The 17,776-nt window shown below is 67.6% G+C and carries 14 protein-coding genes; 7 read left to right on the forward strand and 7 right to left on the reverse strand.

Going from position 1 to position 17,776, the window contains the following annotated elements; genetic code table 11:
- Nucleotides 1–36 precede the first annotated feature (36 nt).
- The 3 genes from A3Q7_RS0109245 to A3Q7_RS0109255 are packed head-to-tail and all read left to right on the forward strand — an operon-like array spanning nt 37 to nt 5,877.
- On the forward strand, nt 37–1,299 hold the full coding sequence (locus tag A3Q7_RS0109245) for an efflux RND transporter periplasmic adaptor subunit (protein WP_018411587.1): 1,263 nt from the start codon (nt 37–39) through the stop codon (nt 1,297–1,299).
- Nucleotide 1,300: 1 nt separating this feature from the next.
- Nucleotides 1,301–4,444, forward strand: a complete 3,144-nt coding sequence (locus A3Q7_RS0109250; protein WP_018411588.1) for an efflux RND transporter permease subunit — start codon at nt 1,301–1,303, stop codon at nt 4,442–4,444.
- A complete protein-coding gene (locus A3Q7_RS0109255) occupies nt 4,444–5,877 on the forward strand; it encodes an efflux transporter outer membrane subunit (protein ID WP_018411589.1) in 1,434 nt (477 codons plus the stop codon). The genes A3Q7_RS0109250 and A3Q7_RS0109255 overlap by 1 nt, the downstream gene beginning before the upstream one ends.
- Before the next feature lie 11 nt (nt 5,878–5,888).
- Here the strand turns inward: A3Q7_RS0109255 and A3Q7_RS0109260 are convergent, their stop codons facing one another.
- Complete coding sequence (locus A3Q7_RS0109260; protein WP_018411590.1) at nt 5,889–6,713, reverse strand: class I SAM-dependent methyltransferase; 825 nt, start codon at nt 6,711–6,713, stop codon at nt 5,889–5,891.
- Between the two features lie 83 nt (nt 6,714–6,796).
- Between A3Q7_RS0109260 and A3Q7_RS0109265 the strand changes: the two genes are divergently transcribed.
- A complete protein-coding gene (locus tag A3Q7_RS0109265) occupies nt 6,797–7,228 on the forward strand; it encodes a helix-turn-helix domain-containing protein (RefSeq protein ID WP_018411591.1) in 432 nt (143 codons plus the stop codon).
- A gap of 2 nt (nt 7,229–7,230) precedes the next feature.
- On the opposite strand, the gene A3Q7_RS0109270 is transcribed toward A3Q7_RS0109265, so the two are convergent.
- The 4 genes from A3Q7_RS0109270 to A3Q7_RS0109285 form a co-directional block, all read right to left on the reverse strand.
- Nucleotides 7,231–7,968, reverse strand: coding sequence for an RES family NAD+ phosphorylase (locus A3Q7_RS0109270; protein ID WP_018411592.1), 738 nt, complete (start codon nt 7,966–7,968; stop codon nt 7,231–7,233).
- Nucleotides 7,965–8,360, reverse strand: a complete 396-nt coding sequence (locus tag A3Q7_RS0109275) for an MbcA/ParS/Xre antitoxin family protein (RefSeq protein WP_018411593.1) — start codon at nt 8,358–8,360, stop codon at nt 7,965–7,967. Before A3Q7_RS0109275 ends, A3Q7_RS0109270 begins: the two co-directional genes overlap by 4 nt.
- Nucleotides 8,361–8,569: 209 nt before the next feature.
- A complete protein-coding gene (gene asd / locus A3Q7_RS0109280; RefSeq protein WP_018411594.1) occupies nt 8,570–9,433 on the reverse strand; it encodes an archaetidylserine decarboxylase in 864 nt (287 codons plus the stop codon).
- Between the two features lie 384 nt (nt 9,434–9,817).
- Complete coding sequence (locus A3Q7_RS0109285) at nt 9,818–10,093, reverse strand: cupin domain-containing protein (RefSeq protein WP_018411595.1); 276 nt, start codon at nt 10,091–10,093, stop codon at nt 9,818–9,820.
- Between the two features lie 186 nt (nt 10,094–10,279).
- Here A3Q7_RS0109285 and A3Q7_RS0109290 point away from each other — a divergent pair, with 186 nt between their 5' ends.
- From A3Q7_RS0109290 to A3Q7_RS0109300, 3 genes are all read left to right on the forward strand, one after another.
- Complete coding sequence (locus tag A3Q7_RS0109290; protein WP_026224660.1) at nt 10,280–12,802, forward strand: excinuclease ABC subunit UvrA; 2,523 nt, start codon at nt 10,280–10,282, stop codon at nt 12,800–12,802.
- Between the two features lie 52 nt (nt 12,803–12,854).
- Nucleotides 12,855–13,244: a DUF2946 domain-containing protein gene (locus A3Q7_RS20285; protein WP_018411597.1), complete on the forward strand. Its 390-nt coding sequence runs from the start codon at nt 12,855–12,857 to the stop codon at nt 13,242–13,244.
- A gap of 162 nt (nt 13,245–13,406) precedes the next feature.
- Entirely contained in the window at nt 13,407–15,458 is a 2,052-nt protein-coding gene (locus A3Q7_RS0109300; RefSeq protein ID WP_018411598.1) for a TonB-dependent receptor, read from the forward strand.
- 36 nt (nt 15,459–15,494) lie between these two features.
- On the opposite strand, the gene A3Q7_RS0109305 is transcribed toward A3Q7_RS0109300, so the two are convergent.
- Both A3Q7_RS0109305 and cysD read right to left on the reverse strand, forming a co-directional pair.
- Nucleotides 15,495–16,784, reverse strand: coding sequence for a sulfate adenylyltransferase subunit 1 (locus tag A3Q7_RS0109305; protein WP_018411599.1), 1,290 nt, complete (start codon nt 16,782–16,784; stop codon nt 15,495–15,497).
- A 39-nt stretch (nt 16,785–16,823) separates the two neighbouring features.
- On the reverse strand, nt 16,824–17,774 hold the full coding sequence (gene cysD / locus A3Q7_RS0109310) for a sulfate adenylyltransferase subunit CysD (protein ID WP_018411600.1): 951 nt from the start codon (nt 17,772–17,774) through the stop codon (nt 16,824–16,826).
- Nucleotides 17,775–17,776: the final 2 nt, after the last annotated feature.

Below are 17,776 nucleotides of genomic sequence, written 5' to 3' on the forward strand. Positions count from 1 at the left end.
CATGGCGCTCATCGTCATTGGATCACGAGACCCGCCATGTCCTCCTTCGCATCCACGCTCAATCTTGCCGCCGCGGCCGAGGTCGCCGACCGGGCGGACATCGCCGCCATCGCCGACCGCCCGGGCCTGCTCGCCTGCGCCGCACTGGTGCTGCTGCTCAGCCTGTCCGCCTGCAGCAGCGGCACACAGGAAAAGACCTCTGCGCCGGCGCAGATGGCGCGTCCGGCCGCGGTCGGCACGGTCACGGTCGAACAGGAATCGCTGCGGCTCACAACCGAGCTGCCCGGCCGCACCACGTCGCCTCTGGTGGCGGAAATCCGGCCGCAGGTCGGCGGCATCATCCAGGCGCGCCATTTCACCGAAGGCGCGCGCGTCAAGGCCGGTCAGCCGTTGTACCAGATCGATGCCGCGAGCTATCGCGCCAGTTACGCCAGCGCGCAGGCGGCGGTGGCCAAGGCGGAAGCGCTGGTCGAGGCGGATCGCCTGACCGCGCAGCGCCAGGCTGCGCTGGCCGAGATTGACGCCACCAGCCAGCAGGACAAGCAGGACGCGGACGCCGCGCTGCGTCAGGCGGAAGCCGATCTGGCCAGCGCGCGCGCCGCACTGGATACCGCGCGCATCAATCTGGAACGCACTTCCATCGCCAGCCCGATCAGCGGGCTGGTCGACATTGCCAGCGTGACCCCGGGTGCCCTGGTATCCGCCGACCAGAGCACCGCGCTCACCACGGTGCGGCAGATCGATCCGATACAGGTGGACGTAACCCAGACCAGCGCGGAACTGCTGGCCCTGCGCCGCGAGCTCGATGCCGGCCGCCTGCGTCGCGTCGGACAGGACGAAGTCGCGGTGCAGTTGATACTCGAGGATGGCAGTACCTATGCGCGCACCGGCAAGCTGCGCTTCAGCGGCGTGGCGGTGAATACCGCCACCGGTGCCATCACGCTGCGCGCCGTGTTCGACAACCCTGACGGCGCGCTGCTGCCAGGCATGTATGTGCGCGCGGTGCTGCAGACGGCACAGGACGACCACGCACTGCTGGTACCGCAGCAGGCGGTGAGCCGCGACAGCAATGGCGCGGCCAGCGTGCTGGTGGTGGATGCGCACAACACGGTGAGCCGGCGCGAGGTGGTGACCGGCCGCCAGATCGGCAACCGCTGGCTGGTGAGCAGCGGCCTGCAGCCGGGCGAACGCGTGGTGGTGGAAGGCGGCCAGAAGGTGAAGCCGGGCGACACGGTGCAGGCGCAGGCCGTCACCCTGCCCGCCCAGGTCGCCAGTGCAGGCACGGTGACGGGAGACTGACATGGCACGCTTCTTCATAGACCGCCCCATCTTCGCCTGGGTCATCGCCATCGTCGTCATGCTCGCGGGTGCGCTGGCCATCAGTACGCTGGCACTCGAGCAGTATCCGGACATCGCGCCGCCCAAGGTGACCATCAGCGCCACCTATCCCGGCGCCTCGGCCAAGACCATCGAAGATTCGGTCACCCAGGTGATCGAACAGAAAATGAAGGGCCTGGACGGACTGCTGTCCATGTCCTCCACCAGTTCGTCTTCCGGCAGCGCGAGCATCACGCTCACCTTCGTGTCGGGCACCAATGCGGACGTCGCGCAGATGCAGGTGCAGAACAAGCTGCAGCAGGCCATGGCCATCCTGCCGCAGACCGTGCAGAGCCAGGGCGTCACGGTGACCAAGACCGGCACCGACTTCCTGATGGTGGTGGCTTTCGTGTCCGGTGACGGCAGCGCAAGCTCGATCGACATCGGCGACTACATCACGTCCAGCCTGGTCGATATCGTGAGCCGCATCGATGGCGTGGGCGATGTGCAGACCCTGGGAACCGGTCACGCGATGCGCGTCTGGCTGGACCCTGCGCGACTGGCCAGTTACGCGCTGATGCCCTCCGATGTGAGCAGCGCCATCACCGCGCAGAACGTGCAGGTGTCCGCCGGTCAGGTGGCCGGTCTGCCGGCGGTGACCGGCCAGCAGCTCAACGTCACCATCACCGCGCGCAGCAAGCTGCAGACCGAGGATCAGTTCCGCAACATCGTACTCAAGACCGCCGCCGATGGCAGTGTGGTGAAGCTGGCCGACGTGGCCCGTGTGGAAATGGGCGGCGAAAGCTACACCGTATCGTCGCGCTACGAGGGCAAGCCGTCCGCCGCCATGGGCATCAAGCTCGCCACCGGCGCCAATGCGGTCGGCGTGGCCGATGCGGTGAAGGCGCGGCTTGCCGAACTGCAGCCCGATTTTCCGTACAAGCTCGAACCGGTGATGGCCTATGACACCACACCCTTCGTCCGGATATCCATCGAGGAGGTGGTGAGCACGCTGTTCGAGGCGGTGGCGCTGGTCGTGCTCATCATGTATCTGTTCCTGCAGAACTGGCGAGCCACGCTCATCCCGGCCATCGCGGTGCCGGTGGTGCTGCTCGGCACCTTCGGCGTGCTCGCGGTGTTCGGCTACTCGATCAACAGTCTCACCATGTTCGGCATGGTGCTGGCGATCGGCCTGCTGGTCGATGACGCCATCGTGGTGGTGGAAAACGTCGAGCGCGTCATGAGCAGCGAAGGTCTGTCCCCGAAGGAGGCCACCCGCAAGTCCATGGGTGAAATCACCGGCGCACTGGTGGGCATCGCGCTGGTGCTGTCGGCGGTATTCATTCCGATGGCTTTCTTCGGCGGTTCGACCGGCGTGATCTACCGCCAGTTCTCGATCACCGTGGTATCGGCCATGCTGCTGTCGGTGCTGGTGGCGATGACGCTGACACCGGCGCTGTGCGCCTCCATGCTGAAGCCGGTGGCGCATGGCGCGCACACGGCGCGCGGACCGCTCGGCCGCTTCTTCGCACGCTTCAATGACGGCTTCGATCGCGGCAGCGAAGGCGTGCGCTCGCTCACCGGCTTCGTGCTGCGACGCAGCGGGCGCATGATGGCGCTGTACGCGCTCATCGTCGCCGCGATGGCCGCCCTGTACGCCACCCTGCCCACGTCCTTCCTGCCGGATGAGGACCAGGGCACGCTGATGGCCGAAGTGCGGCTGCCGGCCGGCGCCACCGACGAGCGCCTGCTCGCCTCGCTGAAGGCATTCGAGAACTGGCTCGGCCAGCAGGCCGATGTCGATGGCTACATCATGATCACCGGCATCAGCGGCGACCAGGCCACCGGCCGCGCCTTCATCCGCCTCACCGACTGGGCGCAGCGCAAGGGACCTGGCCAGGCAGCCGCCGACATCGCGCGGCGCGCCAATGGCGAACTGGCGGCACTGCGCGATGCGCGGGTATTCGTCATGTCGCCGCCGACCATACGCGGCCTGGGCTCGAGCAGCGGCTTCACGCTGGAACTGCAGGATCGCAACGGCCTCGGTCACGAAGGACTGGTGAAGGCGCGTGACCGCTTCCTGGAGCTGGCACGCCAGCGGCCGGAACTGGCCCAGGTGCGCATCAGCGGTCTGGATGACGCGCCACAGTTCAGCATACGGATCGACGATGCCAAGGCCGGCGCATTGGGCGTGTCCATCGCCGATATCAACAGCACGCTGGCCACCGCGCTTGGCGGCAGCTATGTCAATGACTTCCTCGACCGTGGCCGCGTGAAGAAGGTGTACGTGCAGGGCGACGCGCCCTACCGCATGGCCACCGACGCCATCATGCGCTGGTTCGTGCGCAACAGTTCAGGCGACATGGTGCCCTTCTCCGCGTTTGCGACGACCTCCTGGAGCTATGGTGCGCCCAAGCTGGAGCGCTACAACGGCATGGGTGCCTACGAAATCGTCGGCGAGGCGGCCAAGGGCGTCAGTTCCGGCACCGCGATGGCGGCGGTCGAGGACATCGTGCGCCAGTTGCCGTCCGGGGTCGGCTTCGAATGGGCCGGGCAGTCCTATCAGGAGCGCCTGTCCGGCGACCAGGCCCCGATGCTGTATGCGGTGTCGGTGCTGTTCGTGTTCCTGTGCCTGGCCGCGCTGTACGAGAGCTGGTCGGTGCCGGTGGCGGTCATGCTGGTGGTGCCGCTGGGCGTGATCGGCGCACTCGCGCTCACGCTGCTGACCGGGCTCGAGAACGACGTCTACTTCCAGGTCGGCCTGCTCACGACAGTGGGGCTGGCCGCCAAGAACGCCATCCTCATCGTCGAATTCGCGAAGCAGTTGCAGGAGGAAGGCATGGATCTGGTCGGGGCGGCGTTGCAGGCGGTGCGTCTGCGGCTGCGTCCCATCCTGATGACATCGCTGGCTTTCATGCTGGGCGTGCTGCCGCTGGCGCTGGCCAGCGGCGCCGGTGCCGGCAGCCGGCGCGCCATCGGCACCGGCGTGCTCGGCGGCATGGCCAGCGCCACCGTGCTGGGCATCGTGTTCGTGCCGCTGTTCTTCGTACTGGTGCGTCGCCTGGCGACGCGCATGAATGCCGCGACCACCGCCGACGGCGTCGCCACCCCGCAGGAGACCGTGTGATGAATCTGCAGATGAAGATCGGAGCGCTCATGCTCGCCGCCGCGCTGACCGGCTGCGCCAGCCTGGCGCCGGAATACACCCGCCCGGTGGCACCGGTGCCGCAGGACTGGACGGCATCCGCGGTGCCCACCGGCAACGCGGCACAGGCGGCCGCTACGGTCGAGGCGGCGCACTGGCAGGATGTGATGCGCGACACCCGCCTGCGCGACACGATCGCGATGGCGCTGGACAACAGTCGCGACCTCCGGGTCGCGCTGCTGAACATCGAAAAGGCGCGCGCCACCTATCGCATCCAGGCGGCGGCCAGCTATCCGACCGTGAAAGCCAGCGGCAGCGGCACCGCAAGCCGCACGCCCGGCGAAGCGGCGACCAGTGGCGTGACCACGACCTCGCACAGCTACAGCGCGGCGGTCGGCGTATCGGCCTACGAACTCGATCTGTTCGGGCGCATACGCAATCTCAAGGACGCCGCGCTGGAAAGCTATCTGAACACCGAAGAAGCGCGCCGCAGCACACAGCTCACGCTGATCGCCGAGGTGGCCGGCGCATGGCTGACGCTGGCCGCCGATCAGGCGCAGCTCGCACTGGCGCGCGACACGCTGAACAGCCAGCAGTCCACCTACGATCTGACGCGACAGCGCCAGGCGCTCGGCGCCGACTCGGCGCTGACCGTGGCGCAGACGCAGACCAGCGTGGAATCGGCGCGACGCGACGTGGCGGCCTACGAAAGCCAGGTGCAGCAGGACATGAATGCGCTCGACCTGCTGGTGGGCGCCCGCGTGCCGCAGGCACTGCTGCCGGCGGGCACGCTGGATGACGCGGCCGCGGCGCTGGTGAACCTGCCCTCCGGGCTGCCGTCCGAGGTGCTGCAGCGGCGACCGGACGTGCTGGCCGCCGAACATCTGCTGAAGGCAGCCCACGCCGACATCGGCGCGGCGCGCGCCGCGCTGTTTCCGACCATCAGCCTGACCGGATCGGCCGGCACCGCCAGCCGCAGCCTGGGCGATCTGTTCAAGGGTGGCGCGTGGAGCTTCATGCCCGCGATCAGCCTGCCCATCTTCGATGGCGGTGCGCTGCAGGCGAATGTGCGCTCGGCCGAGGTGGACCGCGACATCCAGCTCGCCACCTATGAAAAGACGGTGCAGACCGCCTTCAGCGAGGTGGCCGACGCACTGGCGGAACGCGCATCGCTGGCCGATCGGCTGGCCGCGCAGCAGGCGCTGGTCGCTGCCTGGCAGCGCAGTTTCGATCTCGCGCAGGCGCGCTACAAGCTCGGCTCGGACAGCTACCTCACCGTGCTCGACGCGCAGCGCTCGCTGTATGCCGCACGCCAGACGCTGATCACCTTGCAGCAGACCGATCTGTCCAACCGCGTCACGCTGTTCAAGGTGCTGGGCGGCGGCTGGGCCGACGAAGGCGGCAGCGAGGGCTGAGGTCCGCGTACTCAGCGCTGCGCATCGATGCGCCAGCAGGCGGCGGTGAAGCACGCGCGCTGTCCGCGCACGAAGGGCGCGAACGCATTGCGCAGTGCCTCGATCAGCGCATCGCGGGCAGACGTGTCGAGCGAGGGCATGGCCAGCCCGACCGGCCCGAGCGATGTGAACCACTCTTCGATCCGCTGCGCCGGCATCGAGCACTCGATGTCCAGCGGCCGGATGTCGGCCGCACGCCAGCCGGCGGCGTCGAATATCGATCTCACATGGCCGGCATCGGCGAAGGCGAACTGACCCGGTGCGCCGGGCCGGCGCTCCGGCAGATCCGGCAACCAGGGACGTGCGGTGCGTTCGGCCAGCGTCATGAAGGGGTTTTCCGCGGGATCGCGCCAGGCCAGGCCGCACAGCCGGCCTCGGTCGGCAAGCGCCGAACGCAGGTGGGCAAAGGCCGCCACCGGGTCGGCGAAGAACATGATGCCGAAACGCGACACCATGAGATCGGCCGCGGCCGGCGGGAACGCATGCGTGGCCGCATCGGCGCACAGGAAGCGCGCGCGCGAAGCGGTCCCGTTCGCCAGCCGCCGCGCCTCATCCACCATGGCCGCCGACACATCCACGCCCAGGCAGGCGGCCGCGTCGCCGAGCGCCGCGGAAAGGGCGCGCGTCACCGCGCCGGTGCCGCAGCCGATGTCCATCACCTGGCGCGCGCCGCAGTCGCGCGCCGCATCGACCAGCACCTCGGTGAAGGGCTGGAATACTTCATCGATCAGCGGCCGCGCCCTCACCCACGCCTGTCCTGCCGCGCCGTTCCACAACTGCTTCTGAGTGTCATCCATGGTCATCCCCTCGTGCGCGTCCTGTTGCCGCTTGCCGGCCCTGCCTGCACTATGCAGGCTCAAGTCGACTTGAGGTCAAGCCCATGCCGGAACTGGATATCGGAGAAGTGGCCCGGCGCAGCGGCCTCGCCGTATCGGCCCTGCGCCACTACGAGCACAAGGGGCTCATCCGCGCCATCGGCCGGCGCGGCATGCGCCGCATCTTCGACGCGCAGGTGACGGAGCGGCTCGCGCTCATCGCGCTGGGGCGGGCCGCGGGGTTTTCGCTGGACGAGATCGGCCGCATGTTTTCCGCCGACGGCAAGCCGGACATCGACCGCGCACAGCTCGCCGCCAAGGCCGATGAACTGGACCGCACGATACGCAGGCTGGGTGCGCTGCGCGACGGACTGAGGCATGCGGCCGCCTGCCCGGCGCCCAGCCACATGGAATGCCCGACCTTCCGCCGCATCCTGCGCGCAGCCGAGGCAAAGCCGCCCGCGCCGGCCGCGACGCGGCCACCGGGCGCGCGCTGACCTCACCCCGGCGGGCGCGCGCCGAAGTCCTCGGCATGCAGACCGAACCACACCACGCCCGGCGTCTTTTCGACCACGATGCTGTCGCCCTCCAGACGGTAGCTCAGTTGCAGGTGATGACGCGGGCTGGACAGCAGTGCCGGATTGAACACGGCGAAATTCTCGCCCTGCGGCCGGCGCACCGACTGGATGAGCAGGCCGGGATGCCCTTCGCGGTGGATGCGCGCGCCGACCGACCGCGGAAAGCTGTAGTCATGAGGATGCAGCAGGTCCGGCCAGTCCGCGGTGAGCGGCCGGAAGTCGAGCAACGCGGCCGCGCAGGCCACGACATACACCTTGCGCTCGGCGACCACCGACAGCTTCTCGAAACCGGCATCGGCCAGCAGGCCGTTGCGCCAGTGCCAGGCCGATTCATGGACCGTGGTTTCAACCGATTCCGAGCCGTACCACACGCCGTGTCGCCCGTCGGAAAAGCGGCTGGCCTGCCAGTTCTGGAAGGGCCAGGCGATGGCGTTGAACCATTCGGCATCCTCGAACGGGCGGTGCAGCACCGGGGTGGCGGAGCGATAGGGCGGTGGCTTGGCATCGCCTTCCACCTTCTGCGCCAGCGCCCATTCGGCCGGGTCGTCGCTGAGGTCGTCGAACAGGTCCTGCGAGCTGCGCAGCGACACGATGTTGCGGAACACATCGCGATTCACCTCGGCCAGCGCGAGGCGGGCGAACAGATCGCCCAGACTCACTGGCCGCGCGCCCGGTCCAGATAGGCGCGCACCATGAGCAGGCCGGCAAAGCCCCATTCCCGGATCACGTCCACCGGACTCAGATTGTCGAAGGCGCGGTTGCGGGTGCTCATCCAGCGGTAGGCGAGGTCGCGGTTCTGCGGAAACAGCAGGCGGAGGTTCTTGTGGATGCCCAGCAGATGGCCGACCCGCTCGTACTGGTCGCGGCTGCTGCCTATCGGTTCGCCGCGCCGATAGCGCGCCAGCGCGGCGCGATTGCTGGCGGCAATGCCGAGCAGCGCGGCCTGGTCCTCGGTGGACAGCTTCCAGTGATCGAGCAGGGTCATGACCATGCGGGCCAGTGCGCCCCTGTCCTCCGAGGCGCGGATGCCCTTGTCTTCCAGTGCGCTCATGGGGTTCTCCCGTCTATGCCTTGCTGGCATGAGCTTAGCACCCACTCGTTTTCATTGAAACAATAAATGCGCCAATTGAAACACAATACCCTGGCGATGGACGACTGATGGCCGCGCCGGATGCGTCGCCCTTACCCGCTCGGGACGGGTCAGCCGCTCGCGCGACGGGCGTCCCGGCGGACCTGCCCAAGCGCACCCCGGCATGCCGGTCAGCGCGGCCGCGCATCCGCCATCGCTTCTCCCATGCGCACCGGCCGGCCCGGAAGCCAGTCGCTGCGCGGGCGCAGCACCCCTTGCGGAAACAGCATGACCACGGTGGACCCGAGCAGGAAGCGGCCCATTTCCTGCCCGCGTGCCAGACGGATGTCCTGGTCGTCGTAGCGCCATTCGCGCAGCCGGCCGGTGCGCGGCGGATTGACCACGCCATGCCACACCGTCTGCATGCTGCCCACCACCATGGCCCCCACCAGCGTGAGCACGAAAGGTCCGAAGGACGATTCGAACAGGCACACCACCCGTTCGTTGCGCGCGAACAGGCCGGGCACGCCGGCCACCGTGGCGGGATTGACCGAGTACAGGCTGCCCGGCACATGGATCATGCGCAGCAGGCGACCGTCGCACGGCATGTGGATGCGGTGGTAGTCCTTGGGACTGAGGTAGATGGACACCGCATCGCCGCCGAGGAAGGGCTGCACCAGCGCCTCGTCCCCGCCCGCCAGCGCGCGTGCGCTGTAGGCATGCCCCTTCACCTGCAGGATGGTGTCGCGCTCCAGGCGCGCGCAGTCGATCACCGCGCCATCGACCGGGCTCACGAAGGGCGCATCCGCCAGCGGCCGCGCGCCCTCGCGCAGCGCGCGCGTGAAGAAATCGTTGAAGCAGGCATAGCGCGCCGGATCCGGATCGGCCGCCTCGCTCATGTCGACGCCGTACTTGCGGATGAACCACGGAATGATGCCGCGCGTCCACGGCGCACGCGAATTGGCGACGAAATCGGCGAATCGGGTCAGACCCTGTTTGGGCAGCACATGCTGCAGCAGCACGAACAGGCGATCGCGAAGATCAGGTGAAGACATTGTCGGGTCTCAGGGTGGGAACAGCGGGTCGAGCGGATGCGCGGACCGCGCGGCATGGCGGTCACAGGACGCGCGCCGCCATCCCGTTTTTTGGACCGGCATATTAATGGATGTGCACATCCCCGGCATTTCCGGGCGGACGGAAGGCGCGCGCTGGTCGACCGTCGAAGCCATGAAGCAATCGCCGGCCCCGGATGCGGATGCGGATGCGCGGCGGAAATACGCCGGGAGAGGGAAAGTGTGTGCTCGCAGGGAGCAAGAAAGACGGGCGCCTTCTTCGCTGTCGCAACGCGGCTGTCCCGGATCGCGAGGGCAGGCGTGGTCCGGACCGGCCGCAGGCCGGCCGGTCCCGCCGGTTCCGGCCGCGAGGCCGGAACGCAGGCGTCAGCTGTGCTTGTAGTGCTTGCGCAGCGGCTTCACGACTTCCCACATGGACTTCATGCCCTTGGGGAACACGACGAAATCACCGGCCTTGATCACCACCTTCTCGCCACCCTGCGGCGTGACGTGGATTTCGCCTTCCAGCAGGTAGGCGCTTTCGGTCATGGTGAAATCCAGCGGGAACTTCGACACTTCCTTTTCCCAGATGGACCAGCTCGACACGCCCAGCTCGCGGAGCTTTTCTTCGGACGGGTTGTGATCGATGACGATTTGCGACATGTGGACTCCTGATGAGGATTGAATGACTGGCCGCGCATTGTAGTCGCAGCAGCCTGACCCGCCTGCGCCACAGCGCACGCCGCCGGTGCCGGCGGTCACTGTGTGCCGGCGCCGGCACTTCGCGTAAGCTGCGCGACGCATGTGGCACGGCACCGCGCCGTCACTCCGTCCAGCCTTCACCGCATCATGAGCACGCCCCCGAAATCCTTTCCCGCCGGCAGGTCCGGCATGGTGCGCGTACGCGGCGCACGCGAACACAATCTGAAGGACATCGACGTCGATCTGCCGCGCGACGCGCTGGTCGCCTTCTCCGGCGTGTCCGGCTCCGGCAAGTCGTCGCTGGCCTTCGGCACTCTGTATGCCGAAGCGCAGCGGCGCTATCTGGAATCGGTGGCGCCCTATGCGCGAAGACTGATAGACCAGGCCGGCGTGCCGGACGTCGACAGCATCGAAGGACTGCCGCCGGCGGTGGCGCTGCAACAGCAGCGCGGCACCCCGGGCGCACGTTCGTCGGTGGGCAGCGTGACCACCCTGTCCGGCCTGCTGCGTCTGCTGTACTCGCGTGCCGGCCGCTATCCCGCGCGCCAGCCCATGCTGCAGGCGGAGGACTTCTCGCCCAACACGCCACAGGGGGCTTGCCCGGACTGTCACGGTCTGGGCAGGCTGTACGAGGTGAGCGAGGACACCCTGGTGCTCGACCCCTCGCTCACGATACGCGAAGGGGCGATTGCCGCCTGGCCACCGGCCTGGCACGGACAGAACCTGCGCGACATCCTGGTGAGCATGGGCATCGATATCGACACGCCATGGGCCAGGCTGCCGCGCAAGCTGCGCGACTGGATACTGTTCACCGACGAACAGCCTGTGGTACCGGTGTATGCCGGCTTCACGCCGGAAGAGACGCGCATCGCGCTGCGCCGCAGGATGGAGCCGAGCTACCAGGGCACCTTCACCAGCGCGCGCCGCTACGTGCTGCACACCTTCGCCACCACGCAGAGCGCGCTGATGCGCAAGCGCGTGGCGCGCTACATGCGTGCGACCGACTGCCCGGCATGCGATGGCAAGCGGCTCAAGCCGGAGGCGCTGGCGGTCACCTTCGCCGGACTGGATATCGGCGAACTGTCGCGCCGGCCACTCAGTGAAGTGTCACGCCTGCTGGCGCCCGCGGCGGCGGGCAAGGCGGACGCGCGACTGCCGGAAGAAAGACGCCTGGCCGCGCAGCGGCTGGCTGGCGACGTGGTCGACCGCATCGAGGTGCTGCTGCGCCTGGGTCTGGGCTATCTCACGCTGGAACGCAGCACGCCGACGCTGTCGCCGGGCGAACTGCAGCGGCTGCGACTGGCCACGCAACTGCGTTCGCAACTGTTCGGCGTGGTCTATGTGCTGGACGAGCCGTCGGCGGGCCTGCACCCGGCCGATGGCGAAGCGCTGTTCGATGCGCTGCTGCAACTGAAGCGGGCCGGCAACAGCGTGTTCGTGGTCGAACATGACCTCGAAATGATCCGCCGCGCGGACTGGGTGGTGGATGTCGGCCCCGGCGCCGGCAGCGCCGGCGGTCGCATCGTCTACAGCGGCCCGCCCGCCGGCCTGGCCACGGTCGGATCGTCAGCCACCGCGCGCTTCCTTTCGGCCGATGCACCGCCAGCGCGCACGCCACGCATCCCTTCCGGCTGGCTGGCCCTGCACGACGTGAGCCGCAACAACCTCGAACGGCTCGACGCACGCATTCCGCTGGGCGTGCTGTGCGCAGTGACCGGTCTGTCCGGTTCGGGCAAGTCCAGCCTGATCAGCCAGGCGCTGGTCGAACTGGTGGCCGCACATCTGGGTCACGTGGTCGAGGCGGAGCCGGACAGCGACGATGGCGAGCAGCCGCCGGCCGATGCCCTGCCGACCGAGGGCCGGCTGGGCGAAGGCGCGGACGCGATACGACGCCTGGTGCGCATAGACCAGAAGCCGATAGGCCGCACGCCGCGTTCCAATCTGGCCACCTACACCGGCCTGTTCGACGAGGTGCGCAAGCTGTTCGCGCAGACGCCGGCCGCACGCAAGCGCGGCTTCGACGCCGGCCGCTTCTCGTTCAATGTCGCGAAGGGTCGCTGCCCGACCTGCGAGGGTGAAGGTTTCGTCAGCGTCGAACTGCTGTTCATGCCCGGCGTGTATGCGCCCTGCTCCGTCTGCCACGGCACCCGCTACAACCCGGCGACGCTGGCGGTGACCTGGCAGGGGCGCAACATCGCCGAAGTGCTGGACCTCACCGTGGATCAGGCCTGCGAGGTGTTTGCCGACGAAGCGCGGGTACTCGCGCCGCTCACGCTGCTGAGCCGGCTCGGACTGGGCTATCTGCGACTCGGTCAGCCGGCCACCGAACTGTCCGGAGGCGAGGCGCAGCGCATCAAGCTCGCCACCGAGCTGCAGCGCAGCGCGCGCGGCGGCACGCTGTACGTGCTCGACGAACCGACCACCGGCCTGCATCCGGCCGATGTCGAGCGCCTGCTCGCCCAGCTCGAGGTGCTGGTCGATGCCGGCCACAGCGTGGTGCTGGTGGAACACGATATGCGTGTGGTGGCGCGATCGGACTGGGTGATCGACATGGGTCCGGGCGCCGGGGCCGAAGGCGGCCGCATCGTCGCTCAGGGCACACCGTCCGAGGTCGCACGCGCGCCGGGCAGCCGCACCGCGCCCTATCTGCGCCGCGCGCTGTACGGCTGACGGCGTCGCGAACCATCGGCACAGTTTCACAATGGAAACGTAGAATGCGGCCATGACCCGGGTCCGGACATCACTTGTCGCCTGGCTGCTGGTGCTGGCCACCTTCGCCGCCGCCGTGCTGCCGCCACTGGTGCACGCCCTGCTGCACGAGCATGGTGGCGATGGCGCGTCGGTGCACGCCTGCGCGCGGCACGGCGTCAAGCTCATCGTGATGCCCCGGCTCGCCGAGGAGGCGCAGTCGCCGCAGGGCGACAGCGAACTCGAGCATTGCCCGTTCTGCATGCAGCATGTCTGCCACGGCCTGCCACCGGAAATCGCTGCCGGCGATCCACTGAAGGCGACCGGCAGCGCCCTCCTTCCCCCTCTCTATCTGCGCGCCCCGAGGCCGCTGTTCGCGTGGCTGATGCCGGCCTCGCGCGCGCCCCCCGTCCATTCCGTCTGACCCCGGGGCGTCGCGACGCCCCCGCACTCGAATGCGGCACTGCGCGTCCGGCTACTCCGGCGCGCGCGCCGGACAAGGACTCCGCTCGCCACCGGACCGCGCACGCCCGGGCGCGCGGAATGTCCGCGCCTGCAGACATGGCATCACGCACGGAACACGAACATGAAACGCAATACGCTCTCCACGGCCGTCGCATCGGCCCTGTCCCTCTTCAGCGCCGGCCCGCAGGCGGCCGACCCGGTCATCGTGCTCGGCGAAGTGCCGGTGATCGCCGACAACAAGGGGGCACTGATGAGCACCCAGGTGCTCACCTCGGTGGACATCCTCGGCGGCGACAAGGTCAGGGACAAGAACGTGATGAACAGTTGGGAACTGCTCGGGCAGATGCCCGGCATCCAGCTCACCGAAACCCGCATGGGCGCCGAATCCGGCAAGGTGACCTTCCGCGCCTTCAATGGCGAGGGCTATATCAATGGCATCAAAGTGCTGATCGACGGCATTCCGAGCAATGTGAACAGCGGCAACCAGCGCTTCATCGACATGATCTTTCCGCTGGAGATCGACTACATCGAAGTGGTGCGCGGCACCAACGATCCGCGCTACGGCCTGCACAATATCGGCGGCAACATCAATGTCGCCACCCGTCAGGGCGGCAATTACCTGGACAGCCGGCTCAGCTACGGCAGCTTCAATACGCGCGAGGCACAGGTGGCCATGGGGCGGGAATCCGATGGCTTCGCGCAGAACTACTTCTTCGCGAAACAGGACTCCGACGGTTATCGCGACCACTCGGAGTCGGAAAAGTACAGCTTCGGCGCCAAATGGTTCGTCACTTCGGCGGGCGGCGCGGTCAAGACCGGGCTGGTGGTGCGCACCTACCAGCACAAGGCGGACGAGCCCGGCTTCCTGACCGCCGCTGAACTGGCGGCGGACCGCGACCAGTCTCCGGCGAAGAATGCCAACGACCGCGACGACCGCGACATGAGCCAGGTCAGCGCGCACCTGGACTGGCAGATCACGCCGGCGACCTTCCTGAGCAACAAGCTCTACTTCAACACCTACAAGGACGACCGCCAGGTCACCTTCACCAGCAACCCGACCGGCACCGGTCCGCGCCAGCGACGCATCTGGGACGAGGACCAGTTCGGCTTCATGAGCACGCTCACCTGGCGCGCCAACGAGCTGGTGACGCTGGATGGCGGCATCAATGTGGAACGCCAGCGCAACGAATACCGTCGCTATCGCTACAGCTTTTCCGTGCCGACCGATTTCAGCACACCGGCCTTTGTACAGAACGACGACAGGTACTCCCTGAACAATCTCGGGGCCTATGTGCAGACCGTCATCACCCCCACCTCGTCCCTGAAGATCGTGCCGGCCTATCGCGTCGACCGGTTTTCCGGCGACGCACTGCTGCGGACCACAGGCGTCAGCGCACCGCTGCAGGACTATGGCTGGATAGAGCAGCCCAAGCTGAGCGTGGTCTATAGCCCGGCATCGTCGGTCAGCGTGTATGCGAACTGGGGTCGCACCTTCCAGGTACTGACCGGATCGCGCAACCCCGCCTACCTCACGCCCGGGCAAAGCGATTTCAAGCCGTCGATCAACACCGGCAAGGAGATCGGCGTCAAACTCACACCGGATGAGCGCACCGACATGCGCATCGCGCTCTGGCAGCAGGACGCGACCGACGAAGTGGCCAATATGCCCAGCACCGGCACCACGGTCGGGCTTGGGGAGACGCGCCGCCGGGGCGTGGACCTGCAGCTCAACAGCCGCTTGAGCGACCGGCTGGAAGTGTGGCTGTCACATTCCATCCAGGAAGCCAAGGTGATCAGCGCCTTCACCTCGGGCGGCGTATCGCTGGCCGGCAAGGAAGTGTTCTCGACGCCGCGCTACATCAGCAATGTCGGTGCCGACTACCGGCTGTCGGATGCATGGCGCTTCAGCCTGCAAGGGCGCGCCCAGGGCGATTACTACATCGACGACCTGAACAGCCAGGGCAAGTTCGGCGGCTTCGTGCTGTTCGACGCCAGCGTGCGCTACACGATTTCGCGCTCGGCCAGCGTGGACCTGCAGGTACGCAACCTGACCGACCGCGAGTACGAATACGTGTGGTACGACAATTTCTTCTGGCCGGCCGGCAGTTTCCAGCCCTCGTTCTCGCCCGGGCCTGGCCGCGCCGCCTATCTGTCGCTCAACCTGAAGATGTAAGTCGGCACGCAGCGGGCGGGCGCACCGCGCCCACGCTCAGTCGTCCGCCGCCTCGTCCTGCACGATCATGCCCGCGCCGACGGTATTGAAGGTGCTTTCGTCGATCACGACGAAAGCACCGGTGGCGCGGTCGGACGCATACGGATCGGCGAACACCGGCTGAGCCAGCTTGAAGCGCACGCGTGCGATGTCATTCATCGACAGCCGGTCGCCGGGCATCTGCTCCAGGGTGTTTACATCGAGTCGATGATCGATAGCCATCAGTTTCGCCCTGACCTCGCGCGTGGTGTGACGGATGAGATAGGTGCGCGCACGATCCAGCGGCGTATCGGACAGCCAGCACAGGTCCGCGCTGATCTGCCTGAGCCCCTGCGGCATCGTGTCCGGAGACACGATCATGTCTCCGCGCGACACATCGACATCGTCCCGCAGCAACAGGGTGACCGACTGTCCGGCGCTTGCCGTCGCGCGCGGCTCGCCGCCAACATGGATGGCCTCGACCGTGGTACGCACCCCGGACGGCAGCACGCATACCGCATCGCCCGGCGCGATTCGTCCGGATTCGATCCGCCCCATGAAGCCGCGGTAGTCATGCAGATCCGGGTTGTCCGCCTCCTGCGGCCGGCACACCCACTGCACCGGAAAGCGCAGCGGCTGCGCATCGGTCGCTGCACTGACCGGCACGCTTTCCAGGATGTCCATCAAGGTGGGTCCGTCATACCAGCCCAGACCGGTCCCGCGCTCCACGACCATGTCGCCACGCAGCGCCGACATCGGTACGAAGCGCACGCCGGTCATGCCTGCGCGCTCGGCGAAATCGAGGTAGTCGTCGCGGATGCGTTCGAACACCGCCCGGTCGTGGTCGACCAGATCCATCTTGTTGATCGCCACCACCTGGTGCTGTATGCCCAGCATGGACACCAGGCGCGCATGCCGGCGCGTCTGCGTCTGCAGGCCCTTGCGCGCATCGACCAGCAGGATGGCGAGCTGTGCGGTGGATGCCGCGGTCACCATATTCCGCGTGTACTGTTCGTGTCCGGGTGCGTCGGCGATGATGTACTTGCGGCGGCCGGTCGAGAAATAGCGATAGGCGACATCGATGGTGATGCCCTGTTCGCGCTCCGCCTGCAGGCCGTCCGTCAGCAGAGAGAGGTCGAGCGCCTCGAGGCCGCGCCGGGTGGACGTGCTTTCGATCGCCTGCAGCGTGTCGGCCAGGATGGCCTTGCTGTCGTGCAGCAGGCGCCCGATGAGCGTGCTCTTGCCATCATCCACGCTGCCGCAGGTCAGGAAGCGCAGCAGCCCGCGGTTTTCCATTTCGGTATCCATATCCAGTCCTCGCTGCGCGACGGCGACAGGCCGCCACGCTCAGAAATAGCCTTCCTTCTTGCGCTGTTCCATCGACGCGTCGCCGGTCTGGTCATCCAGACGTGTCGCGCCGCGCTCGGTCAGATCGGTGCTGGCGGTTTCGACGATGATGCGGGCTACGCTGTCGGCATCCGACTCCACCGGCGCGGTGCAGGAAATGTCGCCGACGGTGCGGAAGCGGACGCGACGGATGACCACCTGCTCGCCCGGTCGCGGCGGATTGGTCAGCGCACCGGAAACCAGCGGCACATTCACCGGCACGAGCAGGCCGTTGCGCACGACCACCTCGCGCTCGTGCGCGAAATAGATCGATGGCAGATCCAGTCCTTCGCGCTCGATGTACTGCCACACGTCGAGTTCGGTCCAGTTCGAGATCGGGAAGGCGCGCACATGCTCGCCGGCATGAGTGCGCGCGTTGTAGAGGTTCCACAGCTCGGGCCGCTGGTTCTTCGGATCCCACTGTCCGAACTCGTCGCGGAAACTCATGATGCGTTCCTTCGCGCGCGCCTTCTCCTCGTCGCGGCGGGCACCGCCGATGCAGCAGTCGAAGCCGAATTCCTCGATTGCCTCCAGCAAGGTGACCGACTGATGGCGGTTGCGCGATTCGTCCGCATGCTTGAGCACCACCGAACCCCGGCGTATCGATTCGTCCACCGTGCGCACGATCAGGCGCTCGCCCAGTTCGGCGGCGCGCCGGTCGCGGAAGGCGACGACCTCGCGGTAGTTGTGGCCGGTGTCCACATGCAGCAGCGGGAAGGGGAAGCGCCCGGGCCGGAACGCCTTCTCCGCGATGCGCAGCAGGCAGATGGAATCCTTGCCGCCGGAGAACAGCAGCACCGGCCGCGCGCACTGACCGGCGACCTCGCGCATGATGTGGATGGCTTCCGATTCCAGCCAGTCGAGATGCGACATGAGCGGCGGACGGACAGACGGATGCGGATGTGCATTCATGA

It is taken from the genome of Methyloversatilis thermotolerans, assembly GCF_000372885.1.
In the GTDB taxonomy this organism is placed as follows: domain Bacteria; phylum Pseudomonadota; class Gammaproteobacteria; order Burkholderiales; family Rhodocyclaceae; genus Methyloversatilis; species Methyloversatilis thermotolerans.